22 protein-coding genes are annotated in these 25,408 nt (G+C 66.0%); 18 read left to right on the plus strand and 4 right to left on the minus strand.

Going from position 1 to position 25,408, the window contains the following annotated elements; all coding sequences use genetic code 11:
- Window positions 1-31: 31 nt before the first annotated feature.
- The 6 genes from MTAI_RS04570 (at window position 32) to dusA (ending at window position 7,830) form a co-directional block, all read left to right on the plus strand.
- Window positions 32-913 carry a carbohydrate ABC transporter permease gene (locus MTAI_RS04570; RefSeq protein ID WP_027888839.1) on the plus strand — a complete coding sequence of 294 codons (882 nt, stop codon included), beginning with the start codon at window positions 32-34 and terminating at the stop codon, window positions 911-913.
- A complete protein-coding gene (locus MTAI_RS04575) occupies window positions 903-1,751 on the plus strand; it encodes a carbohydrate ABC transporter permease (protein WP_187388596.1) in 849 nt (282 codons plus the stop codon). The genes MTAI_RS04570 and MTAI_RS04575 overlap by 11 nt, the downstream gene beginning before the upstream one ends.
- Window positions 1,752-1,926: 175 nt before the next feature.
- Complete coding sequence (locus MTAI_RS04580; RefSeq protein ID WP_027888837.1) at window positions 1,927-4,215, plus strand: glycoside hydrolase family 31 protein; 2,289 nt, start codon at window positions 1,927-1,929, stop codon at window positions 4,213-4,215.
- 19 nt (window positions 4,216-4,234) lie between these two features.
- Complete coding sequence (locus tag MTAI_RS04585; RefSeq protein ID WP_027888836.1) at window positions 4,235-5,743, plus strand: carboxypeptidase M32; 1,509 nt, start codon at window positions 4,235-4,237, stop codon at window positions 5,741-5,743.
- A 53-nt stretch (window positions 5,744-5,796) separates the two neighbouring features.
- Entirely contained in the window at window positions 5,797-6,822 is a 1,026-nt protein-coding gene (gene ispH, locus MTAI_RS04590; RefSeq protein ID WP_027888835.1) for a 4-hydroxy-3-methylbut-2-enyl diphosphate reductase, read from the plus strand.
- A gap of 3 nt (window positions 6,823-6,825) precedes the next feature.
- Window positions 6,826-7,830, plus strand: coding sequence for a tRNA dihydrouridine(20/20a) synthase DusA (gene dusA, locus MTAI_RS04595; protein ID WP_027888834.1), 1,005 nt, complete (start codon window positions 6,826-6,828; stop codon window positions 7,828-7,830).
- Here the strand turns inward: dusA and dprA are convergent.
- Window positions 7,815-8,828 (minus strand): DNA-processing protein DprA, encoded by a 1,014-nt coding sequence (gene dprA / locus MTAI_RS04600; protein ID WP_027888833.1) that lies wholly within the window; start codon window positions 8,826-8,828, stop codon window positions 7,815-7,817. The two genes, dusA and dprA, sit on opposite strands and share 16 nt — an antisense overlap.
- A gap of 115 nt (window positions 8,829-8,943) precedes the next feature.
- On the opposite strand from dprA, the gene MTAI_RS04605 reads away from it, so the two are divergent.
- From MTAI_RS04605 to MTAI_RS04615, 3 genes are read left to right on the plus strand one after another with little or no spacing between them, the layout of a single operon-like run.
- Window positions 8,944-10,128: an imm11 family protein gene (locus MTAI_RS04605; protein WP_187388597.1), complete on the plus strand. Its 1,185-nt coding sequence runs from the start codon at window positions 8,944-8,946 to the stop codon at window positions 10,126-10,128.
- 52 nt (window positions 10,129-10,180) lie between these two features.
- A complete protein-coding gene (gene era / locus MTAI_RS04610) occupies window positions 10,181-11,077 on the plus strand; it encodes a GTPase Era (protein ID WP_027888348.1) in 897 nt (298 codons plus the stop codon).
- A gap of 3 nt (window positions 11,078-11,080) precedes the next feature.
- Window positions 11,081-11,302 carry a DUF2905 domain-containing protein gene (locus MTAI_RS04615; RefSeq protein ID WP_027888349.1) on the plus strand — a complete coding sequence of 74 codons (222 nt, stop codon included), beginning with the start codon at window positions 11,081-11,083 and terminating at the stop codon, window positions 11,300-11,302.
- Here MTAI_RS04615 and MTAI_RS04620 read toward each other — a convergent pair.
- Complete coding sequence (locus MTAI_RS04620; protein ID WP_027888350.1) at window positions 11,274-11,693, minus strand: group III truncated hemoglobin; 420 nt, start codon at window positions 11,691-11,693, stop codon at window positions 11,274-11,276. The two genes, MTAI_RS04615 and MTAI_RS04620, sit on opposite strands and share 29 nt — an antisense overlap.
- 192 nt (window positions 11,694-11,885) lie before the next feature.
- Between MTAI_RS04620 and MTAI_RS04625 the strand changes: the two genes are divergently transcribed.
- The 8 genes from MTAI_RS04625 (at window position 11,886) to MTAI_RS04660 (ending at window position 21,810) form a co-directional block, all read left to right on the plus strand.
- Window positions 11,886-12,863: a deoxyhypusine synthase family protein gene (locus tag MTAI_RS04625; RefSeq protein WP_027888351.1), complete on the plus strand. Its 978-nt coding sequence runs from the start codon at window positions 11,886-11,888 to the stop codon at window positions 12,861-12,863.
- 82 nt (window positions 12,864-12,945) lie between these two features.
- Window positions 12,946-13,758: an IclR family transcriptional regulator gene (locus tag MTAI_RS04630; RefSeq protein WP_027888352.1), complete on the plus strand. Its 813-nt coding sequence runs from the start codon at window positions 12,946-12,948 to the stop codon at window positions 13,756-13,758.
- Window positions 13,759-13,767: 9 nt separating this feature from the next.
- Entirely contained in the window at window positions 13,768-14,736 is a 969-nt protein-coding gene (locus MTAI_RS04635; protein WP_027888353.1) for a TRAP transporter substrate-binding protein, read from the plus strand.
- A 79-nt stretch (window positions 14,737-14,815) separates the two neighbouring features.
- On the plus strand, window positions 14,816-15,322 hold the full coding sequence (locus MTAI_RS04640; RefSeq protein ID WP_027888354.1) for a TRAP transporter small permease: 507 nt from the start codon (window positions 14,816-14,818) through the stop codon (window positions 15,320-15,322).
- A gap of 2 nt (window positions 15,323-15,324) precedes the next feature.
- Entirely contained in the window at window positions 15,325-16,629 is a 1,305-nt protein-coding gene (locus MTAI_RS04645; RefSeq protein WP_027888355.1) for a TRAP transporter large permease, read from the plus strand.
- Window positions 16,630-16,636: 7 nt separating this feature from the next.
- Window positions 16,637-17,392 (plus strand): LamB/YcsF family protein, encoded by a 756-nt coding sequence (locus MTAI_RS04650; RefSeq protein ID WP_027888356.1) that lies wholly within the window; start codon window positions 16,637-16,639, stop codon window positions 17,390-17,392.
- Window positions 17,389-18,888 carry a 5-oxoprolinase subunit PxpB gene (pxpB, locus tag MTAI_RS04655; RefSeq protein ID WP_027888357.1) on the plus strand — a complete coding sequence of 500 codons (1,500 nt, stop codon included), beginning with the start codon at window positions 17,389-17,391 and terminating at the stop codon, window positions 18,886-18,888. The genes MTAI_RS04650 and pxpB overlap by 4 nt, the downstream gene beginning before the upstream one ends.
- 141 nt (window positions 18,889-19,029) lie before the next feature.
- Window positions 19,030-21,810, plus strand: a complete 2,781-nt coding sequence (locus tag MTAI_RS04660) for a tetratricopeptide repeat protein (protein ID WP_027888358.1) — start codon at window positions 19,030-19,032, stop codon at window positions 21,808-21,810.
- 8 nt (window positions 21,811-21,818) lie between these two features.
- On the opposite strand, the gene pyrF is transcribed toward MTAI_RS04660, so the two are convergent.
- Together pyrF and MTAI_RS04670 are read right to left on the minus strand one after the other, a co-directional pair.
- Window positions 21,819-22,601 (minus strand): orotidine-5'-phosphate decarboxylase, encoded by a 783-nt coding sequence (gene pyrF / locus MTAI_RS04665; RefSeq protein WP_027888359.1) that lies wholly within the window; start codon window positions 22,599-22,601, stop codon window positions 21,819-21,821.
- A gap of 125 nt (window positions 22,602-22,726) precedes the next feature.
- Window positions 22,727-23,713: an asparaginase gene (locus MTAI_RS04670; protein WP_027888360.1), complete on the minus strand. Its 987-nt coding sequence runs from the start codon at window positions 23,711-23,713 to the stop codon at window positions 22,727-22,729.
- Between the two features lie 130 nt (window positions 23,714-23,843).
- Here MTAI_RS04670 and MTAI_RS04675 point away from each other — a divergent pair, with 130 nt between their 5' ends.
- Entirely contained in the window at window positions 23,844-25,355 is a 1,512-nt protein-coding gene (locus MTAI_RS04675; RefSeq protein ID WP_027888361.1) for an alkaline phosphatase, read from the plus strand.
- Window positions 25,356-25,408: the final 53 nt, after the last annotated feature.

Consider the following 25,408-nt stretch of genomic DNA (forward strand, 5'->3'; position numbering starts at 1 on the left):
GAGGGCTAACTTGAATGGAGGTGTGTCATAGATGCTTACTATTCGGCAAACCCGCCTAGCCTGGCTGCTGGTACTGCCCACGCTCTTGGTGGTGGCGTTTGTGGCGGGCTACCCCCTGGCGCAGGTGTTCTACTACTCGTTTCACCGGGCCGATATCTCATTTGTAGAGCCCACGGAGTTTGTGGGATTAAAGAACTATATTTTCTTGCTGCAAGACCCCGACTTTAGGGGTGCGCTCTGGAACACGCTGCGCTTTACGGTGGTTTCGGTTTTTCTCGAGACCGTTTTGGGGCTGGCCATTGCCCTGGTGATTCACTCCAACTTCAGGGGCCGCGGTATTGTGCGGGCGGCCATCCTGATTCCCTGGGCCATCCCCACGGTGGTCTCGGCCAAGATGTGGCAGTGGATGCTCAACGACATCTACGGGGTGATCAACGTCATCCTGGTCAATACCGGCCTGGTAGCCAACAAAATCGCCTTCCTGGCCAACCCCAACACCGTGCTGTGGGCCATGGTGGCGGTGGATGTGTGGAAGACCACCCCCTTCATGGCCTTGCTGCTTTTGGCCGGGCTGCAACTGATTCCGTCCGACATCTACGAGGCCGCCGACATTGACGGGGCCAGTAAGTGGCAACAGTTCTGGACGCTCACGCTCCCGCTGCTAACCCCGGCCCTGGTGGTGGCCCTTATTTTCCGCACCCTGGATGCCCTGCGGGTTTTCGACGTGATTTTCGTGATGGTGGGGGTCAACACCGCTACCCGCAGCCTGGCCATCTACAACCGCCAGACCCTGATTGATTTTCAGGATCTGGGTTACGGTTCTGCGATATCGGTGGCGATTTTGGTGATTATCTTCATCTTTGTAGTGCTGTACATGCGTGTGGCCGGGAAGGGGGTGCGCGGTGAGGACTAGAGGCCTGGGTTATTACGCTGGGCGGGTGCTGTTTTATGTGTTGGTGGTGTTCATTGTGGTCTACAGCGTGTTTCCTTTTTACTGGGCGGTGATTAGCAGCTTCAAGACCAGTGACGCGCTGTTTAGCTCGAACCCCAGCTTTTTGCCGGTGCCCTTCACCCTTACGCATTACCAAAATGTCTTTAGCGGAGCGGAGTTTGGTCGCAACCTGCTCAACTCCCTGATTGTGGCAGGGGGGGCTACCCTGATCTGCCTGGTGCTGGGGGTCATGGCCGCCTATGCCCTGGGCCGGCTGCGTTTTCCGCCCAAAAACGCGGTTCTCTACATCGTGCTGGCCATGACCATGTTCCCCCAGGTGTCGGTGCTCTCGGGTATGTTTGTGCTGCTGCGGGAGACGGGCTTGTTTAATACCCATGCGGGTCTGATTCTCTCGTATATGCTTTTCACCCTGCCTTTTACCGTGTGGGTGCTGACCGGCTACTTTCGGGGCTTGCCGCGGGAGCTCGAGGAGGCCGCTTATGTAGACGGGGCCACGCCCATGCAGACTCTGATCAAAGTAATGTTGCCCCTCACCGGCCCTGGGCTGGTGACCACCGGCCTGCTGGCTTTTATCGCCGCCTGGAACGAGTACCTCTTCGCCCTGACTTTTACCATTGGCAACAACGTGCGCACGGTGCCGGTGGCCATTGCTTCGTTTGGTGGGGCCACCCCCTTTGAGATTCCCTGGGGCTCGATTATGGCGGCCTCGGTGGTGGTGACGGTGCCGCTGGTGATCCTGGTGCTGATCTTCCAGCAGCGCATCGTGGCCGGGCTGACCGCAGGGGCTGTGAAGGGCTGAACCATCCTTTTGCGCGGGCGTACACCGGAAGCCTCGAGGTTTTGGGGGTGCTGATACCAGATTCGGTTAGTTCGGCGCCGGAAGGCGGCGAACTAACCCGACCGAAGGGAGTGAGAAGCCTGCGGCCCGGTTGTGGGTGTCTGGGATTCTTGAGCGAGCTAGGTTGGGAGGCTTTTTGAACGAACTGCTGAACTGGGACATTCCCTTTGACCGGATGGAGCGGCTGGCCCTCGAGGGGGGGCTGGTACAGGCCAGGGTGGAACAGGTCGAGCACGAGGGGCTGCGGGCCTGGCGGCTCCTGCTGACCCAGCGGCCCCGCGACGCTGCCAAGGAAGGCCCGGCGGTGCAGGGGGTGGTGCGCCGGCAACCCGAGAAGAAGGCGGAAAGTTACCTCGCTGAAGGGCTTTCGCCGCTGGTGCTGGGGGAGGAAGGGCTGGGGTGGGGGGGCCTCGAGCTGGCCTTTTGGGGCTGCCCGCACCGCGAGGTTCCACCGGTGCTGCGCCTGCTTGCCGACGGGGTACCTTACCCCCTGCTGGCCCTGAGCTTTCCGCTGGGTGCGGCCCGCTACCTGGGCCTGGGCGAGCGGGTGGGGGGGCTCGAGCGCCGGGGTGGCCGTTACTGGAACTTTACCGCCGACCAGCCCCCCCGGCCGGGCCGCGACCCCCTTTACCAGGCCAGCCCTCTTTTGCTGCGGGTTGAAGGCGCGCGGGCCTGGGGGCTGCTCCTGGACGAAAGCTACCCCAGCCTGTTTGACTTAGGCTACTCCCACCCCGCCGAGGCCCGCCTGGCGGTGGCCGGGCCCACACTTGACCTGTACCTGCTGGAAGGCAGCCTGCTGGAGGTGGTGGCCGGCCTGACCCGCCTGACCGGGAGGCCGCCCATGCCCCCTTTGTGGGCCCTGGGCTACCACCAGTGCCGCTACAGCTACGCCGACGAAGCATCGGTGCGGGAGGTGGTGGAGCAGTTCGCCGCCCACGGGCTGCCCCTGGAGGCGGTCTGGCTCGATATCCACTACATGGACGGGTACAAGGTCTTTACCGCCAGCCCCCAGCGCTTCCCCCGGCTGGCGCTCCTGGCCGAGGAGTTGTCGGATCGGGGGGTGCGGCTGGTGCCCATCGTGGATCCTGGGGTGAAGGTCGAGGAGGGGTACAGCGTCTTCGAGGAAGGCATGCGCCGGCAGGCCTTTATTCGCGACGACCGCGACGAACTGCTGGTAGGGGGGGTCTGGCCCCGGCGGGCGGTCTGGCCCGACTTTAGCCGCGAGGAGGTTCGCGCCTTCTGGGCCGAAGAGGTGGAGAAGTTTGCACGAACATACGGGTTCGCGGGCATCTGGAACGACATGAACGAGCCCGCGGTGCTGGAGCTAGGGGGCGCTGAACCCCCCGACAAGGCCCTGCCCCTCACAGCCCGGCAGGGGGCCAAGAGCCACCTCGAGGCCCGCAACCTGTACGCCCTGGGCATGGCCGAGGCCACCTACCGGGGCCTGCAAGCCCTGGGGCGGCGGCCCTTCATCCTGACCCGCAGCGGCTTCCCCGGCATCCAGCGCTACGCTTTTGTGTGGACGGGCGACAACGAAAGCCGCTACGAGGATCTGGCCCTCTCGGTGCCGATGCTGCTCTCCCTGGGGCTTTCGGGGATACCCCTGGCCGGCAGCGATGTGGGCGGGTTTGGCCTGGATGCCGAGCCGGAACTGCTGCTGCGCTGGATGTGGCTGGGGGCCCTGTACCCCTTCTTCCGCAACCACAGCGCCCTGGGTACCCGCCGCCAGGAGCCCTACGCTTTTGGCGAGCCCTGGACCACCCGGATGCGCGAGGCCCTGCACTTCCGCTACCGGCTGCTGCCCTACCTCTACAGCCTGGCCCGCACCGCCCACGAGGAGGGGCTGCCGCTGTTGCGCCCGCTTGGGTTGTACTGGCCCGAGGATGCAGCGGCCTGGCGCGACGACCAGTTTCTGCTGGGCGAGGCCCTGTTGGCGGCCCCGGTGCTCCGGAAGGGGGCGCGGGCCCGCGAGATTTACTTGCCGCCTGGGGGCTGGCAGGACTTCTGGAACGGTGAGCGGCTGGAGGGTGCCTCTCTTCACCGGGTCGCGGCCCCGCTGGAGCGCCTGCCGCTTTTTCAGCGGGCCGGCACGGCCATTCCCCTGACCGAAGCCCGCTACCCAACCCGCACCGCCCGCTGGCCCTTCCTCTGTTTCCGGGTGGCGCTGGGGCCAAAGGTGCGGGGCCGGGTCTTCGAGGACGCGGGCGAGGGTGGGGATGAAGGGGCCTGGAGTGAGCTCGAGGGCGGCTTCGATGGACGGCGGCTCGAGCTCCTCTTTACCGACCGCTCCGGCCACGCCCGCCAGGGGGTGCTGGCCGAAGTCTGGGGGGTTGCGCCCCCCACGCGGGGCCAGGGGTATGCGTACCACAACGGCCTCCTGCGGCTTGATGTGCAAGGGGGTGGGGCCTGGGTGGCCTGGGACTGAACCGCTATGATGGGCGGGTATGACGCCGCAAGAAGCATACCGTTGGCTTTTGGAACATAGCCGTGAAACCGCCTGCCTGGCCTCTTTTGCCCGACTGGCCGGCTGGGATCAGGCCACCTACACCCCTAAAAAGGGCCATGCCCACCGGGCCCAGATGCAGGCTGCACTGGCCAAGGTGCTGCACCAGCGGGCCACCGACCCTCGCATCGGTGAGATGCTGGCGGTGGTGGAGGGTTCGGACTGGCTGGGGGCGCCCGAATCGGTCGAGGCGGTCAACGTGCGGGAGTGGCGCCGGGCCTACGACCTGCATACCAAGGTGCCCGAGCGCCTGGCGGTGGAGCTGGCCCAGGCCACCAGCGAGGGCGAGGCCATCTGGCAGGAGGCCCGGCCTAAAAACGACTGGGCCGGCTTCAAGCCGGCGCTGAAGAAAATCTTCGGCCTCACCCGCGAGCTGGCCGAGGCCATCGGCTACCAGGACGAGCCTTACGACGCTTTGCTCGATCAGTACGAGCCGGGGGCTACGGCCAGGCAGATCGAGCCGGTCTTTGCCCAGCTGCGCCAGGCCACTGTGAAGCTGCTGGAGCAGCTCGAGGGCAGCGCGCGCAAACCCAACACCGCAATTCTGCGCCGCTTTTTCCCCCTGGCCGCGCAAGAGGCCTTTGGACGTGAGGTTCTGGCGGCCCTGGGCTTTGACCTCGAGGCGGGGCGGCTGGATGTGGTGGCCCACCCCTTCATGCAGGGCATTGGCCCCGGCGATGTGCGCCTGACCACCCGCTACGACGAGGGCTACTTCAACACTGGCTTTTTTAGCATCGTGCACGAGATGGGGCACGGCCTGTACGGACAGGGGCTTCTGCCGGAGCACTTCGGAACGCCCATGGGCACCGAGATCTCGTTGGGGGTGCACGAGTCCCAGAGCCGCACCTGGGAGAACCTGGTGGGGCGCAGCCTGGGATTCTGGCGCTTTTTCTGGCCCAAAGCCCAGCAGTACTTCGAATCGCTGCGGGATGTGCGCCTGGAAGACTTCCACTTTGCCGTCAATGCGGTGGAGCCGAGCCTTATCCGGGTGGAGGCCGACGAGGTGACCTACAACCTGCACATCATGATCCGCTTCGAGATTGAGCTGGCCCTGCTGCGGGGCAGCCTAAGCCTGGACGAGGCCCCCGAGGCCTGGGATGCCAAATACCAGGCCTATCTGGGAATAAAGGCTCCGGAAATCAAGGATGGCCTGATGCAGGATGTGCACTGGTCGGCGGGGCTTATTGGCTACTTCCCCACCTACACCCTGGGCAACCTCTACGCGGCGCAGTTTTTTGCCCAGGCCGAGAAGGATTTGGGCAACTTGGAGGCCCAGTTCGAGCGCGGCGAGTTTGCGCCGCTGCTTAACTGGACACGGGAGAAAATCCACCATCAGGGCAGCCGTTACTGGCCCCGTGACCTGCTCCGGCATGTGACCGGCCAGGATCTGAATCCGCAGTTTTTGATAGACTACCTGAACCGCAAGTACACGGCGCTTTACGGTGTGTAGCGGCTTCAGCTTACAGAGCCGGGCAATGGCCTATGCTAAGGTAGGCTTTCGGTATGGTCGAGCAAATTTATCTGGCCAAGCCCCGGGGTTTTTGCGCCGGGGTGGTCATGGCGATTGAGGCGGTGGAAAAAGCGGCCCGAGAATTGCGCGAGGAGGGTGAACTGGTGGTGTACCACGCCATCGTGCACAACGAGGTGGTGGTCAGACGCCTGCAAGAGCAGCACAGGGTGCATTTTGTCGAAGACCTATCCGAGGTGGAAGCGCTGCGCGAGGAGCTGGCGAAAGCGGGCAGAAAGCTGAACGAAACCGTGGTTTTCTCGGCCCACGGCATCCCCCCCTGGCTGCGCACCGAGGCGGCTCGGCGCAACCTGCACCAGATTGATGCGACCTGCCCCCTGGTCACCAAAGTCCACAGCGAGGCCAAGCGCTACGCCCGGGAGGGCTACTGGATTCTGCTGATTGGCGACTCCGCCGACCACCAAGAGATTAAGGGCACCCGTGGTGAAGCACCGGAAAACACCATCCTGGTGGCGGTGCACACCCACGTGGGGCGCGATCCCCGCCTGGCCGATCCCCGCACCGTCGAGGTGCCCGACCCCGAAAAGGTGGTGGTGCTGACCCAGACCACCCTCTCGGTGGACGACACCCTCGCCACCATCGAGATCCTCAAGCAGCGCTTCCCCAAGCTGGTGGTGCCCAGCCGCCACGACCTGTGCTACGCCACCAAAAACCGCCAGGATGCTGTTAAGCGGATCGCGCCCAACGTGGATATGTTTCTGGTGCTGACCAGCCTGGCTTCTTCCAATGGGATGCGGCTGTTGGAGCTGGCGAGGAGCCTGGTGGGCCGGGCCGAGCGCATCAATACCGTGCAGGACATCAAGTCGGAGTGGCTTCAGGGGGTGCGCAGGGTGGGCATCACCTCGGCGGCCTCCACCCCGGACGACCTGGTGCAGGAGGTGGTGGCCTATTTCCGTGAGCTAAATCCCAGCCTCGAGGTCATCGAGGAAGGCGAGTGGGAGGATATCGAGTTCCGCGAGCCCAAACGCTTATCCCCCCAGGAGGTTCTGGCCGGGGCCTAAAAGATGTCCAACGCTGTGATTAGTCCTTACCGGCTGTCTGTCGCGCCGATGCTGGACTGGACCGACCGGCATTTTCGCTATCTGGTGCGGCTTATCTCCAGGCGGGTGCGCCTGTATACCGAGATGGTGGTGGATCAGTCCATCCTGCTGGGCAACCGCCCCAAACTGCTGGACTTTAGCCCCGAGGAGCACCCGGTGGCCCTGCAGCTGGGGGGTTCGGTGCCGGAAAAGCTGGCCGAGGCAGCCCGGATTGGCGAACTGTGGGGCTACGACGAGATCAACCTGAACCTGGGCTGCCCTTCGGAGCGGGTGCAGGGGGGTGGGTTTGGGGCCTGCCTGATGCTCGAGCCCGATCTTGTGGCCGAGAGCATGGCGGCCATGCGCCAGGCCGTGCAAATTCCGGTCACGGCCAAGCACCGCCTGGGGGTCGACGAGGTGGAGGACTACCGCTACCTGGCCCGCTTCGTGGAGAAACTGGCCGGGGTGGGGGTGGAGGTCTTTATCGTCCATGCTCGCAAGGCCTACCTTAAAGGGCTTTCACCCGCCGAGAACCGCACCATCCCCCCGCTGCGCTACGACTGGGTCTACCGGCTCAAGCAGGACTTCCCCCACCTGACCATCGTGCTGAACGGGGGGGTGCGCACCCTGGAGGAGGCCCGGGCCCATCTGGCCAAGGTGGACGGGGTGATGCTGGGGCGGGCCGTTTACGAGGACCCTTTTGTGCTCGAGCCAGCGGATCGGATGCTGTTTGCAGAGGCCCGCTCCACCACCCGCCTCGAGGTGGCCCAGGCCATGCTGCGCTACAGCGAGGCCCAGCTCGAGCAGGGCACCCCGCTATGGGCCATCGCCCGGCACATGCTCAACCTGTTCAAGGGACAGCCCCGTGGCCGCCTGTGGCGGAGAATCCTCTCCGAGCGGGCCTGCCGGCGGGGGGCGGGGGTGGAGGTGCTGCAAGAGGCCCTCGAGCGGGTGGGGTTTCCTGAGCCAGCCCATCACGCCGGGCTGTAGCGCCCTGCGCTGCTCTGCACCAACCCCTTGAGCTCGAGCATCATCAGCACCGAGAGAACCTCGCCGGTGGAGAGGCCGGTGGACTGTGCGAGGTCGTCGGGCAGGGCCTCGGGGAGCTCGAGCAAAGCCCGGTAGACTTTAGCTTCGCTGCCCTCCAGCTGCACGGCCTGCTTTTTGGGGGCCCGCACCCCCAGGGCATTCAGCACGTCCTCGGTATTCAGCACCAGCCCGGCCCCGTCCTGAATCAGCCGGTTGCAGCCCAGCGAAAAAGTATCGCCGGGTCGGCCCGGTACAGCCAGCACATCGCGGCCCAGCTCGGCGGCAAACTTGGCGGTAATCAGGCTGCCGCTTTTCTCCCCGGCCTCCACCACCAGCACCGCCCTGGAGAAGGCCGCCACGATCCGGTTGCGCCGGGGAAACAGTCCCGCCTGTGGAGGGGTGCCCAGCGGGAACTCCGAGAGTACGCTCATCCTCTCGGCCAGGGCGCGGTTCTGGATCGGATAGAAGCGGTCTATGGCGCTGCCCAGCACCCCCAGGGTATAACCGCCCCCGTCCAGGGCCCCCTTGTGTGCGGCGGCGTCGATCCCCAGGGCCAGCCCCGAAACGATGCCGATGCCAGCTTCGGCCAGCTCGCGGGCTACTCTCTGCGTCCAGGCGGTGGCCCAGGGGCTGGCCTGGCGGGTGCCTACGATGGCGATGGTGTGGGGTGAGGGGGGCAGCTCTCCTCTGAGGTAGAGCACCATGGGGGGGCTGTCCAGATGCCGCAAGGCTTCGGGGTAGCCCTCCTCCCAAAGGCCAATCAGCCGGATGCCTAGCTTGGCGGCCTGTGCGCGCTCTTTTTCAGCCAGGCCGCTTTGCAGGGTTTTGCTGTAAGCTGCTGCAATTTCGGGGCCTAGCTGGTCTGCGATGGCCTCCACGCTCAGGTCGGTTGCGAGGGTTTGCTGCAGGCGCCGGGGGCCGATCTGGGGGGTGAGCGCGAGGGCCAGGGGGTCGGGCATAGCTCGCTACAGGATAACGGATGCCTTCATGTGCTACCGGGTAGATGACCGGCGCAAAGCCCAGGGTGCCGATGCGCTGCTGGCGGGAACCTTCTAGCCTGGGTACCATGCTGCTATGCGGGTTTATGCACTACAGCTCTTCCACGACGAGGACACGGGGTGTGCGCGCTGGCCCTGGCTCTCCATGCCCGACCGCGAGGCGCAAGAGGAGTTCTGTACTGCAATCCATCGGTCAATAATCGCAAGCCGCCCCCCCCAGCTGCACCCCTGGCGGCCGCTGCCGGTGGTGGTCGTCCGCCAGGGCAGCCTGCACCCCCACGAACCCCCCGCCGACCTCTCGACCCTTGGGCTTGAAAGGCTGTACACCCCCCTCACCCTGAGCCAGCGGGCGGTGGAGGCCCTGGGCGACCTGCTGGCCCCGGACGCCGAGCTGCTGCCGCTGGACTGCCAGGAGGGCCGCTACTACCTGCTCAACGTCACCCGGTTGCTGCGCCCCCTCGACCTGCCCAACTCCCTGGTGAAGTGGGAGGAGGGCCCCTTCGGCCCGAAGCTGTCGTCGGCCTACATCCTCAGCTTCCGGGAGGACCTGCTGCAGGGGGTAAACATCTTTGCCATGCCCGAGTACCCTATGGGCGGCTACTACATCACCGATGCCCTCAAGGAGCGGATCGAGGCGGCGGGTCTGCGCAGCAACCTGCAGCCCTTGCTGGTCTGGGACAGCCAGGACCCCGAGTACTTCGACGAGCGCTACCGGCACAACCCCGCCCAGTGGCAGCGCTTCCGGCAGATGCTGCTGGTGCAGCAGGGGCTGGCCGAACCACCCCCACCCCCGCCGCCCCCCCCGCCCAGGGAGGTGGTGGAGGAGCCCCTGAGCCAGGAGGATCGGCAGAGCATCCTGAACATCCTGCAGGCAGCGGTGAAGTTCATCAACCGGGCGGAGCGCCTGAAGCTGCAACTGAGCAGCGAGCCCAAGCTTCTGGTGCAGCAGGTCTTCTTCCAGTGCGAGAAGCTGCGCAGGCGGCGCGATCTTTCGCAGGATGAGCGGGAGAACCGGGCCATTGAGCTGGGGCTGCTGTGGGGCGAGCAGGTCTGCCGGGCCTATGGCTGGGAGTGGGTCAAGCTGGACGGCGATCATGTGGTGGTGGCCCCGGACCGCTCGGCCTACGTCTCGCCGGTGGTGTACATGTACGGGTTCTTCTACGACCCCGAGCGGGAGAACAACACCCTGCTTTTGTTCAACATGATCGGGGCCAAGGGCAAGATACCGGCGCAGCCGGGGGATTACCTGCACATCGGTTGAGGGCTGGGGTAACCCGCAGCAGGGTGCGAAGGGAACCCCTATACTAGGGGGTGTGACTGAAGGCACGACCTATTCCGGATTTGTAGCCGTGGTGGGCAAGCCCAACGTGGGCAAGTCTACCCTGGTCAACACCATGCTGGGCGTGAAAATCGCCCCCATCAGCCCCAAACCGCAGACCACCCGCAAGCGGGTGCGCGGCATTCACACCGAGGGTAACCGCCAGATTGTATTTGTGGACACGCCAGGCTGGCATGAAGCTGCCGATGCCCTGAGCGAGTACATGATCCGACAGATTACCGAGGCCTTGGCTGAGGTCAACCTGGTGCTCTGGCTGGTGGATTTACGCCATCCCCCTACCCACGAGGATGAGCTGGTTGCGCGGGCTTTGCGGCCTCTGAAAGGTCAGGTGCCCATTATTCTGGTTGGTAACAAGGCCGATGCGGCCAAATATCCCGAGGCTGCAATGCAAGCCTACGCCGAGCTTTTGCCGGGCTTGGAAAGCCGCATGATCTCGGCGCAGAACGAACGCGACGCCAAGGCCCTGCGGGACGAGGTGCTGGCCCTGCTGCCCGAAGGCCCCTTCTTTTTCCCTGAAGACTACGCCAAAGGCGACCAGACCCCCGAGGAGTGGGCGGCCGAGATCGTGCGCGAAGAGGCCATGAAGCGCCTCAAGGAAGAGATCCCCTACTCGATTGCCACCAAAACTGAAGCGTTTGAGCTGCGCGACAATGGAACTTTCTACATCCAGGTGAACATCTACGTTGAGCGAGAGAACCACAAGCCCATCCTGATTGGGGCAGGGGGGCGCAAGCTCAAGGAAATTGGAGCGGCAGCCCGCAAGCAGCTCGAGGTCTTTCTAGCCCGTAAGGTGTACCTGGACTTGCAGGTCAAGGTCTACCCCAACTGGCGCAAAGACCCCGAGGCCCTGCGCGAACTGGGCTACCATTGAAGCATGGAGATCGGGCGGGCGTTGGTGGCCCTGGGCCTGGTGCTGGTGCTCTTGGGCCTGGTGTGGCTGTATGCCCCGGGGCTCTTGGCCTGGTTTGGCCGCCTGCCGGGCGACATTCGCATCGAGCGCGAGGGGTTTCGTTTTTACCTTCCCCTCACCTCCATGCTGCTGGTGAGTCTGGCGCTGAGCCTGTTGCTTAATCTGCTTTTGCGCTGGTTTCGCTAGGGGTATCCCGAACGCCGAGCGGGAGGCTGTTTTGTTGGGAGACCCGGGCGTAGATGGTGCGGGCTATCGAGTAGGCGGCCTGCTTCATGGCGAGGGCGTTTTCGCCTTGGTAGTGCTCGTCGATGGTCTGGGTGAAGAGCTCGAGCCAGCGCTGGAAGTGCTCGAGCTTTAGGGGTTTGCGGCTATGGAGCAGCAGGTGCTTGTACATCATGCCCCCTTTGTAGGCTCCGGTGCGCCACAGGATGTTCTCCCAAAAGTCGTAGATGACCGGTAGGTGCTTCATCAGGTCGAGGCCTTCGAATAGGTAGCCGATCTGCTCGTCCTGGACGGCTCTGGCATAAAACCTGTCTACCACAACGGCAATGTCGGCTCGAGACTCGAGCTCTTTCACAGGCCCCACCATACGCCGAGCGGGCGTTTGGGGGTAGTGAGCAAAGCCCCTATTTTTGACTGCCTGCACAACCCCAGGTACACTTTTCAGATGGAGCTCGGCGGGGCGGCTTCGTCCCGAGAGCGCCGTGGCGCTAGGTCGAAGACCAAAGGGGGGAGCCACCATCGCCCACCCCGCGAGGATGGAGCTTGTATGCCTGGTGGAGAAATTTCAAAGTTTCTAAAGCACCATTTTCGTCATTTCAACGCTGCCACGCTGGTGGAGGCCGCCGAAGCCTACCGCGCCCACCTCGAGCAGGGGGGGGTGATGATGGTTACGCTGGCTGGGGCCATGAGCACGGCCGAGCTGGGCCTCTCGCTGGCCGAGATGATCCGGCAGGACAAGGTGCAGGCCATAAGCTGCACCGGGGCCAACCTGGAAGAAGACCTCTTCAACCTGGTGGCCCACAACCACTACGAACGCATCCCCAACTGGCGCGAACTCACCGCCTTGGATGAGCAAAGGCTCCTGGAGCGCCACCTCAACCGGGTGACCGATACCTGCATCCCCGAGATGGAGGCCATGCGGCGGCTCGAGCAGGCCCTGCTGGAGGAGTGGGAGGCGGCCGATAGGGCAGGGGAGCGCTACTTCCCGCACGAGTTTTTGTACCGGATTATCCGCTCGGGGAAGCTCGAGGCCTACTACCAGATTGACCCCAAGGATAGCTGGATGGTAGCGGCGGCGGAAAAGAACCTGCCCATCGTGGTGCCGGGCTGGGAGGACTCCACCACCGGAAACATGTACGCCGGCCACTGCCTCAATGGGCACATCAAAAACGTTCACACCGTGCGCACCGGCATCGAGTACATGATGATGCTGGCCGAGTGGTACGTGGAAACCTCCAGGCAACACTCCATCGGATTCTTCCAGATCGGCGGGGGTATCGCGGGCGACTTCCCCATCTGCGTGGTGCCCATGCTGCACCAGGATATGCAGCGCCCCGATATCCCGGTCTGGGGCTACTTCTGCCAGATCTCCGACTCCACTACCAGCTATGGCTCCTACTCGGGGGCGGTGCCCAACGAGAAAATCACCTGGGGCAAGCTGGCCGTGGACACGCCCAAGTTCATCATCGAGTCGGATGCCTCGATTGTGGCCCCGCTGATGTTTGCCATGGTGCTGGGCTGGTAGGGCGCCCTCGCGCTTGACAGGTAGGGGGCTGGGGGATACCATAGCCCCCAAAGTTTCATTTATTGGTTAGGCGGTTCATTCAATGAAACCAACGGAAGCCATTCCCACCCTCGAGCGTCCCCTATACCTGCTGGGTTTCTTCAGCGAGGAGCGGCCTTTCTGGGGGCTTTCCGAGCTGGCCAGGGCCAGCGGTTTAGCCAAGGCCACCTGTCTGCGCAGCCTGCGGGCCCTGGAAAACCACGGGCTGGTGGTGCGGGAGGGTGAGCGCTACCGGCTGGGCACCCGACTTTTGCACCTGGGGGCGCTGGTCAAGGCGGCCTACCCGGCCCGGCAGGTGGCCTTGCCCGCCATGACGGAGCTGCGTGAGGCCACCGGGCAGTCGGTGCAGTGGGTGGTGCGCGACGGGCAGGAGGGGGTGTATCTGGAGGTGCTCGAGGCCCGCAGCCGGGTGCGGCTATACATTGCGCCGGGCCGGCGGGCCCCGCTCTATGCCGGGGCCTCGACCCGGCTTTTGCTGGCCTTTGCCCCGCCTGCGGTGCAGCAAGCGGTGCTGGAGGGCGCGCGCAGGCGCTACACCCCGGCCACCCCGGTGTCACGGCCCCGGCTTCAGGAACTGCTGCGCCAAACCCAGCAGTGCGGCTTTGCGGCGAGTTTTGGGGAGCTCGAGCCCCACTCCGCCGAGCTGGCCGCACCGGTGCGGGGGGCCTCGGGCGAGGTGCTGGCAGCCATCAGCCTGGCCGGGGCCGAGGCCCACTACCGTGAGGAAGCGGTGTTGCACAACTACCTACAACAGCTCGACCGGGCCGCCCACGAGGTCTCCCGGCGGCTGGGTTATGTGGGGGTCTGGAAGGCCGATATAGAAGGCTTTCTGGGGTCGCTTTTTGCAGTGCGATAGGAGGAGGACATGAGAAAAGCAATCGGTGTCTTGCTGGGTTTGTTGCTGGCTGGGCTGGGGTGGGCCCAGAACCAGGTCTGGAACATGGCCACCCCTTACCCCGACGGCAACTTCCACACCATCAACATCCGTGAGTTCGCTAAAGAGGTCGAGGCAGCAACCCAGGGCCGCCTGACCATCCGGGTTAGCAGCGGGGGCTCCTTGCTGCCGCACCCGCAGATTCTGCCGGGGGTGCGCAACGGCCAGATTCAGATGGGCGAGGTGCTCATCTCCCTATTAGCCAACGAGAACCCGGTCTTTGCCCTGGACGCGATTCCTTTTTTGGTGGGCAGCTATGAGGATGCCCAAAGGCTTTACCGGGCTTCCCGTGCCGAGATCGAGAACTGGCTCAACCGGCGTGGCATGACCCTGTTGTTCTCGGTGCCCTGGCCGGGGCAGGGGCTCTATACCAAGCAGCCGATCAACAGCGTGGCCGATCTCAAGGGACTTCGCTTCCGCGCTTATAACCCGGCGACGGCCCGCATCGCCGAGCTCACCGGCATGATTCCGACCCAGGTAGAGGCCGCCGATATTCCCCAGGCCTTTGCCACCGGTATTGTGGCCGCCATGATCACCTCCCCCTCGACCGGGGTGGACAGCCAGGCCTGGGACTTCACCCGCTACTATTACGACCTCAAGGCCTGGATTCCCAAGAACATGGTCTTTGTGAGCCGCCGGGCCCTGGACAGCCTGAGCCCCGCCGACCGCGAGGCTGTGCTGGCGGCTGCCCGCCGGGCTGAGCAGCGTGGCTGGCAGGCCAGCCAGCAGGAGGCCGCCAGCAAGACTGCCATCCTGGCCCAGCGGGGGATGCAGGTCTTGCAGCCCAGCCCCCAGCTGCTCTCCGGCCTCAAAAAGGTGGGCGAGACCATGACCAACGAATGGCTCAAGCGGGCCGGGGCCACCGGGGTCAACATCTACCGAACCTACCTGGGCCGCTAGGGCGGAAGGCTCGAGCACCAGAAGCGTGGATCCCTCACCCGCAATAGCCTGTGGGTGAGGGTTCTCGAGAAGGGGTCGTATGCGCAAGATCCTGGATGGTTTGTACCACCTTTCGGGCTTTTTGGCCGGGTTGTTGGTGGTTTTTATCTTCCTGATCATCCTGGCCCAGATTGTGGGGCGGCGGTTTGGGGTGGTCATCCCCTCGGCCAACGAACTTTCCGGCTTTGCCATGGCCGGGGCGGTCTTTCTGGCGCTGGCCCCCACTTTGCGGGCGGGGGCCCATATCCGGGTGGGGGTGCTGGTTCGGCGGCTACAGGGTAAGGCCCGGCGGAGGCTGGAACTGGGGGTGGGCGGGTTCTCGCTGCTGGCCTCGAGCTATGCCGCCCTGCAGCTTTGGCGGCTGGTGCTGGACTCCTATCGCTACGGCGACCTGGCCCCCGGGCTTTTGCCGCTGCCCATCTGGATCCCGCAAAGCCTGCTGGCGGTGGGTATCTCTATCTTTGTCGTGGCCCTGGCCGACACCCTGGTGGCGCTGTGGCGAGGGGAGTTCCCGTCCTATCTTGCCGAGGGCGGGGGGCAGGAGTAGCCGTGGAACTCACGCAGATTGCGCTTTTTCTGGTTTTGCTGCTGCTGGTCTTGCTGGGCAGCGGGGTCTGGATCGCCCTGGCGCTCTTGGGGGTGGGCTGGGCGGGGTTGCAGTTCTTTACCAACACCCCCCCAGGGGCCAGCGTGGCCAGTAGCTTGTGGGGTTCGGTCTCGAGCTGGTCGCTGGCGGCGCTGCCCATGTTTATCTGGATGGGCGAGATCCTCTACCGCACCCGCCTGGCCGCCGACCTGTTTGAGGGGCTTTCCCCCTGGCTGCGCTGGATTCCAGGCCGCCTGCTGCACATCAACGTGCTGGCCTCGGGTATTTTTGCAGCGGTGATCGGCTCTTCGGCGGCCACCACCGCCACCGTGGGCAAGATCGCTCTGCCTGAACTCCTGCGAAGGGGTTATCCCGAGCGCCTGGTGCTGGGTTCGCTGGCCGGCTCGGGCACCCTGGGCCTCTTGATTCCCCCCTCGGTGATGATGATCGTGTACGGGGTGGCGGCCGAGGTCTCGGTGGCCCGGCTTTTTATTGCCGGCCTCCTGCCGGGCCTGCTGGTGATGCTGCTCTTTATGGGCTGGGTGATGCTTGCGGGGCTTTTGAACGCAAAGGAGATGCCCCCACCCGACCCTCCGCTGCCCCTGGGAGCGCGCCTGCACGGCCTGCTCAAAATCCTGCCGGTGCTGCTTTTGATGGTGGCCGTGATTGGCTCCATCTACACGGGGGTGGCCACCCCCACCGAGGCGGCCAGCCTGGGGGTGCTGGGGGCCCTTATCATTGCCCTTTGGACCCGCAGCCTGAGCTGGCAGGGCCTGCTCGAGAGCCTGATGGGCGCGGTGCGCACCAGCAGCATGATCGGCTTCATCCTGGCCGGGGCGGCGGTGCTCTCCATCGCCATGGGCTTTACCGGCATCCCGGCGGCCCTGGCGGCCTGGGTGGCGGGGCTGGGGCTTTCCAAGTACGCTCTGCTGGCCGTTTTAATGCTTTTGTTCTTGGTGCTGGGAGCTTTTCTGGACGGCATCTCCATCATCGTGCTGACCACCTCGGTGATCCTCCCGCTGGCCAAGGCGGTGGGGATTGACCTTTTGTGGTTTGGTATTTTCTTGGTGATTGCAGTGGAGCTGGCCCAGATCACCCCGCCGGTAGGCTTCAACCTGTTCGTGCTGCAGGGCCTCTCGGGGCGGGATATCTTCACCATCGCCCGCTCGGCCCTGCCTTTTCTGGCTATGCTGCTACTGGCGGCAGCCTTGATCACCGTTTTTCCCCAGATCGTGACCTGGCTGCCGGCCCGGATGACCGGTGGATAGGGGTGTTATGAAGATCGACCTGAATGCCGATGCAGGCGAATCCTTTGGCAACTGGAAGCTGGGGCGGGACGAGGAGCTGTTTCCCCTGCTGAGCTCGGTGAATGTGGCCTGCGGGTTTCACGCCGGCGATCCCCTTACCATGGGGCGCACCCTCGAGCTTGCCCAAAAGACGGGCCTGGCGGTGGGGGCCCACCCTGGTTTTCCAGACCTGGTGGGCTTTGGGCGGCGGGAGATGGCCGCTACACCGGAGGAGATATACGCCGATGTGCTTTATCAGGTGGGGGCCCTGAGCGCTTTCCTAAAGGTGCGGGGCCTGGCTTTGCACCACGTCAAGGCCCACGGGGCGCTGTACAACCGGGCTACCAGGGACCCCGAGACCGCCCGGGCCATTGCCCAGGCGGTGCGGGATTTTGACCCAGCGGTGCCGCTGGTGGTGCTGCCCAACACCCCGCTGGAGCAGGAGGCCCAGCGCCTGGGCCTGCGCACCGTGGCGGAGGCCTTCCCCGAGCGGGGCTACAGCCGCGACGGTCGGCTGGCCCCACGGGGAACCCCAGGGGCCTGGATCCACGAGCCCGAGGTAGCGGCCCGCCGGGCGGTGCAGATGGTGGTGGAGGGCCGGGTGGCGGCGGTGGACGGGGGCTGGGTGGAGGTGCGGGCCCAGACCCTGTGCATCCACGGCGATAACCCCAGTGCGGTGGAGATTGCCCGGGCCGTGCGGGAGGCGCTCTGGGCCGAAGGGGTGAGCATCGAGACCTACGCATGACCCTGACCGGCTTCTACCTGCCTTTTTCTGAACAGCTCGACCTCGAGGCCAACGCCCGGATGCTGGCCCTGGCCCGGGCTCTGCTGGCCGATCCGCTGCCGGGCCTGACCGACGTGGTGCCCGGTTATGTGAAGCTCTACCTCGAGTACGACGCCGAGCGGGTCTCGAGGGCCCGGGTGGAGCGCTGGGTTCGCCGGCATTTGCAGAAGCTATCCGATGCGCCCACAGGCCGGGAGGTGGAGATTCCCGTGCGCTACGATGGGCCCGACCTGGCCTGGGTGGCCGAGCAGACCGGCCTTTCGGTAGAGGAGGTGATACGGCTGCACAGCCAGGCCCCCTACCGGGTGTTTGCCACCGGTTTCACACCGGGCTTTCCCTTCCTGGGCCCCCTACCCGAGCCCCTGCGCCTGCCCCGCCGGGGGACGCCCAGGGCCCTGGTGCCGGCCCACGCGGTGGCGATTGCCGGCAGCCAGACCGGTATCTATCCGCTGCCCTCGCCCGGCGGGTGGCACCTGATCGGCACCGCGCTCACCCAGATCTACAACCCCCACCGCGCGCCGGTGTTTTTGCTGGAAGCCGGCGACCGGGTGCGGTTTGTGCCGTCTGAAGGCCCCACCCCGGCGGTGCCTGCCCTAAAGCCCTTGCTGCCAGCGGCACCGCGGTATCCAGCGCTGCGGGTGGAGGAGCCGGGCCTGCTGGATCTGGTGATGGATAGCGGGCGACGCATGGCCGGGCGCCTGGGGCTGGCGGCCTCGGGGGCGCTGGATGGGCGGCTGGCGGGCCTGGCCAACCGGCTGGTGGGCAACCCCCCGGATGCGCCGCTGCTGGAACTGACCCTCAAGGGCCCTGTGCTGAGCGCGTTAAGGCCGGTGGTGGCGGCCTTTGTGGGCTACGGGATGCGGCCCCTGGTGGGCGGCGCGCCGGTGGAGGTGGCCCAGACCTTTGTTTTGCGCACCGGCGATAAGCTGCACTTTGCCTCGGCCCCCGACGGCGCGCGGGGCTACCTGGCCCTGGCAGGGGGTATCGAGAGCGATCGCTTCTATGGGAGCGCCAGCACCGACTTTAGGGGGCTGATCGGGCGGCCTTTGCAGGCCGGCGATCTGCTGGGGGTGTCGGAGGTGCGGGGGGCTCGAGCGGGCTTCGGCCTGGCCCTCCCCCCCCTGGGAGAGCGGCGGGTTCGCCTGCTGCCGGGGCCGCAGTACAGCCCGGAAGCGATGCGGGCCTTGTGCAGCGCCCCTTTCGAGCTGGCCTCGGGGGATCGGATGGGGCTCCGGCTTTTGGGGCCCGAGGTGCCGGGGGGCGAACTCATCAGCGAGGCCACCCCGCTGGGGGCGGTGCAGATTACCACCGAGGGCCAGCCCATCGTGCTGCTCAACGACCGGGGTCGCATTGGCGGCTACGCCAAGCCGGCCATCGTGCACCCGGCCGACCTGCCCTGGCTGGCCCAGCTCCGCCCTGGTCAGACGGTTCGCTTTGTGCCTGCTGCCCTCGAGTAGCCCACCGCCTCACACCGGTCACGGCCTGAACCCGAGGGGCATACCCACAGGGGGTAGTGAGCTGGGTGGTTTACAGCCTGGGCCGAACTTGCCACAATACCCCTCAACGGCTTCCGTTGAGCGAGGTGGTCTGTGGACACCGTGAACACCCAAGTCAAGCGCTATTTTCGCAGCCAGTTTCACCTCGAGGCCCCCCTTTCACCGGGCCGCTTCGAGGCGGTGCTGGCCAAACGCATCGGCAGCCCGGGCCGACGAAAACCCATCCTGGACGCCTGGAAGGCCTACCTGGAGGCCCGGGGGGGCGATCTGGAGGCGGTGCGAAGTTTTTACACCGCGGTGCTCAGCCACCCGCGGGAGCGGCTGGAGGCCCTGGTGTACGCCATGCACCTGCCGTTCGTGGAGTTTTATGTGCGGGTGCTGCCCCCGCTTTTGCCAGCTCGGGGGCGGGTGCTGGAGGTGGGGGCCTTTACCGGTGCCTTGCTGACGTTGCTGCGTGAGGCCCGGCCCGAACTGGAGTGGCACGCCCTGGAGGGGGTGCGCCAGGCGGTGGAGATCGGTCGGGCCCGCACCGGCGAGGGGGTGCAGTGGCACGAGGGCTGGTTTCCGGGCCAGCCGGGCCTGCCGGAGATGGACGCGGTGCTGCTGCTCTCCTGCCTGCCCGAGGGGTATCTGGGGGGCTTGCCGGACACCCTCGAGGCCCCCCGCTACCTCGAGCACTTCGACTTTGTGCAGCGCCTGCAGGGCCTCGAGGGGCTGCTCAAGCCGGGCGGCCTGCTGGCCTACGCCCACGGGCCGTTTCTGGGCAAGAACCCCCAGGCCGCCGAGCAGGCCTTGGTGCAGATGGGGTTTGAGGCGGTGCAGGTGGTGGGCGAGGGGGACTACACCCTGATCACCGCCCGGATGCCGGTGGCCTTGGTACGGCCCGACCCCTCCCCGGTGCCGGGCCCGGCTCAGCACCCCGGCCCAGGCGCACCAAGCCCCCTGCCCTCGAGCGACGAGGTCTGGGCTTTGCTCGAGGGGGGTGCGTATGCCGAGGTTCTGGGCCGTGTGCCAGAGGGCACGACCGGCGAGCTGGCCTACCTGCGGGGCCGGGCCTTGTTTGCCCTGGCGCGCTACACCGAAGCCGAGGCGGCCCTGGCCCTGGCCCACCACCCCGAGGCCGAAAACCTGCGGGTGCTGTGCTGGGCCGAGCAGGAGGATTACCCGCGGGCCCTGCCCCGCCTGGAAGCGCTGTCCAGCCGGGGGGGCCGGTTCAAGCTGGCCTTGGGGAAGGTTTACCTGGGCTTGGGACGGCTCTCGGAGGCCCTGCGCCAGTTACACGAGTGTGGCTTGCCCGAGGCCGAGGTCTACCTCAAAACCACCCTCGAGCGCATCGAGGAGCGCGTGGTGCGCCTGTGCCGCGAGGGCGACTGGAGCGAGGCCAGCCGCCGGGTGGAGTTCGTGGAAGACCTCTCGCCCGACCTGCTGACGCGGGGTCTGCTGCGGGTGGGTTTGCAGGCCGCTTTGCAGCAGGGCCTGTGGGGCCGGGCGGCCCGCTACGCCCAGCGCTTGTACGTGCTGGGGGAGTCGCACGGGGCCTTGGGGCTGGCCCTGGCGGGCCTGAAGGTGCGGGGCCCCGAGGCCCTGGACAGGGTGCCGCTGGCCGACCTGAAGCAGGTGGAACCCTACCTGACCGATGCGGTGGCCCGGGCCGAGGATGCCACCGCGCTACTGGCCCTGGGCCTGCTGCGGCACCGGGAGGGGCGGCACACCGAGGCGGTGCGCTACCTCGAGCGGGCCGCGCGGGAATCCAGGGGTGAGGCGGCGGGCCTGGCCTACCACCTGCTGGCCCTGTCCAAGCGGGCCCTGGGCGCCCCTGTGCTCGAGGTGCTGGGCGACCACAAGCGGGCCCACGCCCACCGGGCCTACCCGGTAACCCAACTGTTTGAGCTGGCCCTGGAGGCGCGGGAAGCCGGGGAGCCGGTGCTGGCCCGGGAGTTTCTGGGCCGGGTGCGGGAAGCAGGGCTGCAGCCCTTTGGTCAGATTGAGCCCGTGCTCAAGCTGGTGGAGGAGCTGGAGGGGCCCTGGGAGGCCTTCCGGATGCTCACCCAGAGCCTGGAACAGTCCGCCGAGCCGCCTTTGGAGCACCTCGAGCTGGCCTACCGCCTCTCGCGGGGCTTCTCCCAGAGCCAGGAGGCCGAGGCGGTGCGGGGGCGCTACCTGGCCGCCTTGTACAACGCCGGGCAGGCCCTGGGGGCCGAGGGGCTCTTGCTTTCCGAGCTGGCCCGCAACCCCGAGGCCCTGGAGGTGCTCTACGACCTGGCCGAGCACCACGAGCGCACCGGGGCCTACCAGAAGGCCACCGAGACCTGGCGCAAAGCCCTGGACATCGCCTATTACCGGGAAAAAGACCTCGAGCTCTCGCGCGAGATCCTGCGCAACCTGCTTTTTCTGAACCCCACCGACCCCGAGCTGCAGCTCTACCTGGAGGAGCTCAAGGCCACCTCGCGGGCCCTGGCCACCCTCGAGGGCGGCCCCGATACCCTGGCCGGGGTTACCCCCGAGGCCCTGATGCGCGAGGGGCTGCCCCGCTTCCACGGGGAGTACCTGATTGTGGTGGGGGGGCATACCCAGCTCCGCAGCCGCCTGACCCCCATCCTGCAACACCAGGGCCTCGAGCTCGACTGGTTCGACTCCGACAGTTATACCGCTGGGCGGGAGGTCATCCGGCGCATTCATAGCCGGCTCGAGCGGGCCCACGGCCTGATGATCATCAGCAGCTACGTGGGCCACGACCTTTCCGAGCCGGTGCGGTTGGAAGCCGAAAACCTGGGGGTACCGGTCTACATCACCCCCGGCCGGGCCCGCGGGGTGACCGGTTTTCTGCGGGCGGTGGCCGAGTTCGCCCCGCAGATTTTCAGGCGGGCGCTCAAAGGGGGCTGAACCGGCCGCTAGCGCAGCGCGGCCAGATATTCCTCCGCCTGGCGAACGGCTGCTTCCAGGTCGGGCTCGCCACCGGGGTAATACAGCGCCCGGCTGGCCGAGTTGAGCAGCCCCGGCCCCTTGATGGCCTCGCCCCCCTGGGCCCCCAGGCCGGGCAAGAGCAGCAAGGAGTGGGGCAGACGCTGGCGTATCTCGGCAACCTGCTGGGGGTAGGTAACCCCAACCACCGCCGCCACCCGCGACCAATCGCCCACCCGCTGCTCTTCGGCCTGCCGGGCCAGATAGTCGGCCACGGCCAGGTACAGCCGCCCCCCCTGTTCCAGGGGTAGGTTCTGAAAAAGCCCCGAGCCGGGGTTGGAGGTTTTGACCAGCACGAAAACCGCACCCCCCGAGGCCCGGGCCGCTTTGAAAAAGGGCTCCAGGGCGTCGCTGCCCAGGTAGGGGTTGACCGTCAGGGCCGCGCCGGGATAGGCCTGCAGGTAGGCTTTGGCATAGGCCTCGGCGGTGGAGCCGATATCGCCCCGCTTGGCATCCACAATCACCGGCAGCGAGAGCACCCGGGCCCCCACGATCAGCTTGTGCATCAGGGTGAAGCCCTGGGGGCCCAGGGCCTCGAAAAAGGCGGCCTGGAACTTGACGGCGCAGATTCTGCTGGCCAAGGCTTCCATAAGCTCGAGGGTGTAGCGGCGGATGTGATCCAGCGGGCTGGGGCCGTGTAGCTCGGGCCGGGGATCCACCCCCAGCACCAGGGGTGGACGGGAGGCTACTTCGTGAACGAACTCAGCTTGCATTGGGGTTAGATTACCGTACGGGGTGCGCCTGTTGCGGCCCCTAGCATTTTTGTCCTGGCGACCAAAGAACGAGTCCGGAACAGCTTTTTGACTTTGAGCATGGCGGGTTTTTTGCGAGAGCCGATCTAGATCCAGCAGAGCTCGAGCCTCGCCTCCAGATGCCCCACCTCGAGCCGTCGTACATTCCGAACCGGGGGCCGGCGCCACTCCAGCTCCACTTCCGGCGAGAGCAGGCCCAGCTCCTCCAGCAGCTTTATCACCATGGGCTCCCGGGCCTCGTTGGAGCCGCTTTCCACCTTGAGGGCGATGCCCAGGGGGCCCCAGCGGGTATCCCGCAGGGCCAGCCCGTAGTAGCCGTCGGCCCCGCGCTTGGCGACGAGCCCCGGTAGCTTTTGCATCAGCGCGGTGTCGATGCTCCTGGGGCCGGCCACCAGGTCGGGGTGCTGCCGCATGGCCCGGAAAACCGCCTCCAGGCCGGCCTGGTACTTTGCAGGGGCGGCCTCGGGCTGGGCCAGCAGGGCAAACATCCGGGCGGCGGGGGCCAGGGGCAGGGCAAAGGTGGGTACGCTGCACCCGTCCACGCCGTAGGGGATGTGGGGCTGGCCCGATAGATCGCGCAGGGTCTGCAGGTTAAGTTGCTGCACCGGGTGCTCGGGCTGCTCGTAACCGCGGGGGCTCACCCCCAGCGCCAGGGCCGCCGCCAGCATGCCGGTGTGTTTGCCCGAGCAGTTGTTGTGCAGCGGGGTGGGGGCCTGCTGCAGGGCCTTGCGTGCCTCGCTGTCGAAGGGGGGATGGGTGCCGCAGGCCAGATAGCTTTCGTCCAGGCCGATTTTGCGCAGGTAATTGGCGGCCACCGCGACGTGCTGCTCGGTTCCATCGTGGGAAGCACAGGTCAGGGCGACCTCGGCGGGGTTGATGCCAAAGCGTTGGATGGCGCCGCTCAGGTAGAGGGCCAGGGCCTGGAAGGGCTTGGCCGAGGAGCGCAGGGGGGCCTGAAGGTAGGGGTTGCCGCAGTAGGCCAGCACCCGGCCAGAGGGCTCCACAATAGCCAGCGAAACCTTGTGGCGGTTTTCCAGCAGACCGCCGCGGTAGGCGTAGGTGTAAGCGTTCATCGCCCATAGCCTATTGCATGAGGCCCCGGCTGGTAAGCCTCGAGGGGGCCGTGGAGTGTAGCCCAGCCCTCCTTGTGTGTTGACCAAGGCATGACAGGACTTGTTAAGCATATGAACCGGAGGTACAGGTATGAAACGCAGAGACCTGATTAAAGCCGGTGTGGTAGCCGGAGCCGCCGCGGCCCTCTCGGCCCAGGCCCAGAGCGCCCAGGCCAACCAGCCAGGCATTCTGACCCGCGCCCGCAACCTGATTTTCTTCGCCTACGATGGGATGGGTTGGGAAGACTACGCCATCGCCCAGTTCTACGCCCGGCGGGTGCTGGGCCGGCCCATGGCCCTGGAACGCTTCCTGGCTACCGGCGTGAGCGGGTTGCAGAACACCAACAGCCTGACCAGCTTTGTCACCGAGTCCAGTGCAGCCTCCAATGCCTGGAGCACCGGGGTCAAGACCGTGAACGGCGGGCTGGCTATTCACATAGATGGGCGCAAGCTCACCCCCATCTTTGCCCTGGCCAAGCAGCAGGGCAAGGCCGTAGGGCTGGTCTCCACCGCCACCATCACCCACGCCACCCCGGCGGGCTTCGTGATCTCCAACCCCGATCGCAACGCCGAGGATCAGATCGCCGAGCAGTACCTCGAGTTCGGTGCCGAGGTCTACCTGGGTGGGGGCCAGCGTTTCTTCGACCCGGCGGTGCGGCGCGATAAGAAGGATCTTTACGCCGCGTTCGCGGCCAAGGGCTATGGGGTGGTGAAGAACCTGCGGGAGCTCGAGGCCTCCAACGCCTCCAAGCTGCTGGGCGTGTTCAGCAGCAGCCACATCCCCTACGAGGCCGACCGGCGCTTCCAGGGCGTAGACACCCCCAGCCTGGCCCAGATGACCCGCGCGGCCCTGCCCCGCCTGGCCGCCTCTTCCAAGGGCTTTGTGCTCCAGGTCGAGGCTGCCCGCATTGACCATGCCAACCACCTCAACGACCCCGCGGGCACGCTGTGGGACATCCTGGCCGCCGATGAGGCTTTGGAAGTGGTGATGAACTTCGTGGATCAGAACCCCGATACCCTGCTGATCATCGGCTCCGACCACGTCTGCGGGGCACCTGCGCTGTATGGCGCCGGTTCCTCCTACCGCGAGAGCAGCGCCGGGGTGCTGATGCTCGAGAGCCAGAAAGGCACCTTCGAGTTTATGCTGGGCCGCCTCGGCAACAACCCCAGCCCTGAGCAGGTGGTGGAAATCTTCCGCAGCGTAAAGGGTGTGACCCTCCAGCCCGAGCAGGCCCAGGTGGTGGTGGACGCCATCACCAAGCGGGCCTACCTGCCCGATGCGGTGCGCTATAGTGTGCAGCCCGCCAACACCCTCTCCTGGGTGATGCGCCAGACCAACGCTAGCAAGCCCGACCTGCCCAACATCGGCTGGAACTCGGGCCAGCACACCGCCAGCCCCACCCTGTTTGGGGTGTATGGCCGGGGGATTGGGGCCGCCCGGATTGGCCTGATCGATAACACCTACAACTTCACCCTGATGACCCGGGCCCTGGGCATCCGCTTCCAGAACCCGGTGATGAGCGAGCAGGAGGCCCTCGAGGTGCTCAAGAGCCGGGCTGAAGTGCCCTGGAACCACCCCGAGGACACCCTGGCGCTGGTCTAAACACCCCCCCGGAGCAGGAGGCCCCGCGCCTCCTGCTCGAATTGCAGAAGGCT

The sequence above is a fragment of the Meiothermus taiwanensis WR-220 genome, from assembly GCF_003568585.1.
GTDB lineage: Bacteria > Deinococcota > Deinococci > Deinococcales > Thermaceae > Meiothermus > Meiothermus taiwanensis.

Excerpts from the sequence above, each read along its gene's own strand:
- MTAI_RS04585 (WP_027888836.1), top strand. The coding sequence starts at position 4,235 with ATGACGCCGCAAGAAGCATACCGTTGGCTTTTGGAACATAGCCGTGAA.
- MTAI_RS04675 (WP_027888361.1), top strand. The coding sequence starts at position 23,844 with ATGAAACGCAGAGACCTGATTAAAGCCGGTGTGGTAGCCGGAGCCGCC.
- MTAI_RS04635 (WP_027888353.1), top strand. The coding sequence starts at position 13,768 with ATGAGAAAAGCAATCGGTGTCTTGCTGGGTTTGTTGCTGGCTGGGCTG.
- MTAI_RS04605 (WP_187388597.1), top strand. The coding sequence starts at position 8,944 with ATGCGGGTTTATGCACTACAGCTCTTCCACGACGAGGACACGGGGTGT.
- MTAI_RS04570 (WP_027888839.1), top strand. The coding sequence starts at position 32 with ATGCTTACTATTCGGCAAACCCGCCTAGCCTGGCTGCTGGTACTGCCC.
- pxpB (WP_027888357.1), top strand. The coding sequence starts at position 17,389 with ATGACCCTGACCGGCTTCTACCTGCCTTTTTCTGAACAGCTCGACCTC.
- pyrF (WP_027888359.1), bottom strand. The coding sequence starts at position 22,601 with ATGCAAGCTGAGTTCGTTCACGAAGTAGCCTCCCGTCCACCCCTGGTG.
- dprA (WP_027888833.1), bottom strand. The coding sequence starts at position 8,828 with ATGCCCGACCCCCTGGCCCTCGCGCTCACCCCCCAGATCGGCCCCCGG.
- MTAI_RS04650 (WP_027888356.1), top strand. The coding sequence starts at position 16,637 with ATGAAGATCGACCTGAATGCCGATGCAGGCGAATCCTTTGGCAACTGG.
- dusA (WP_027888834.1), top strand. The coding sequence starts at position 6,826 with ATGTCCAACGCTGTGATTAGTCCTTACCGGCTGTCTGTCGCGCCGATG.
- MTAI_RS04670 (WP_027888360.1), bottom strand. The coding sequence starts at position 23,713 with ATGAACGCTTACACCTACGCCTACCGCGGCGGTCTGCTGGAAAACCGC.
- MTAI_RS04625 (WP_027888351.1), top strand. The coding sequence starts at position 11,886 with ATGCCTGGTGGAGAAATTTCAAAGTTTCTAAAGCACCATTTTCGTCAT.
- MTAI_RS04640 (WP_027888354.1), top strand. The coding sequence starts at position 14,816 with ATGCGCAAGATCCTGGATGGTTTGTACCACCTTTCGGGCTTTTTGGCC.
- MTAI_RS04630 (WP_027888352.1), top strand. The coding sequence starts at position 12,946 with ATGAAACCAACGGAAGCCATTCCCACCCTCGAGCGTCCCCTATACCTG.
- ispH (WP_027888835.1), top strand. The coding sequence starts at position 5,797 with ATGGTCGAGCAAATTTATCTGGCCAAGCCCCGGGGTTTTTGCGCCGGG.
- MTAI_RS04615 (WP_027888349.1), top strand. The coding sequence starts at position 11,081 with ATGGAGATCGGGCGGGCGTTGGTGGCCCTGGGCCTGGTGCTGGTGCTC.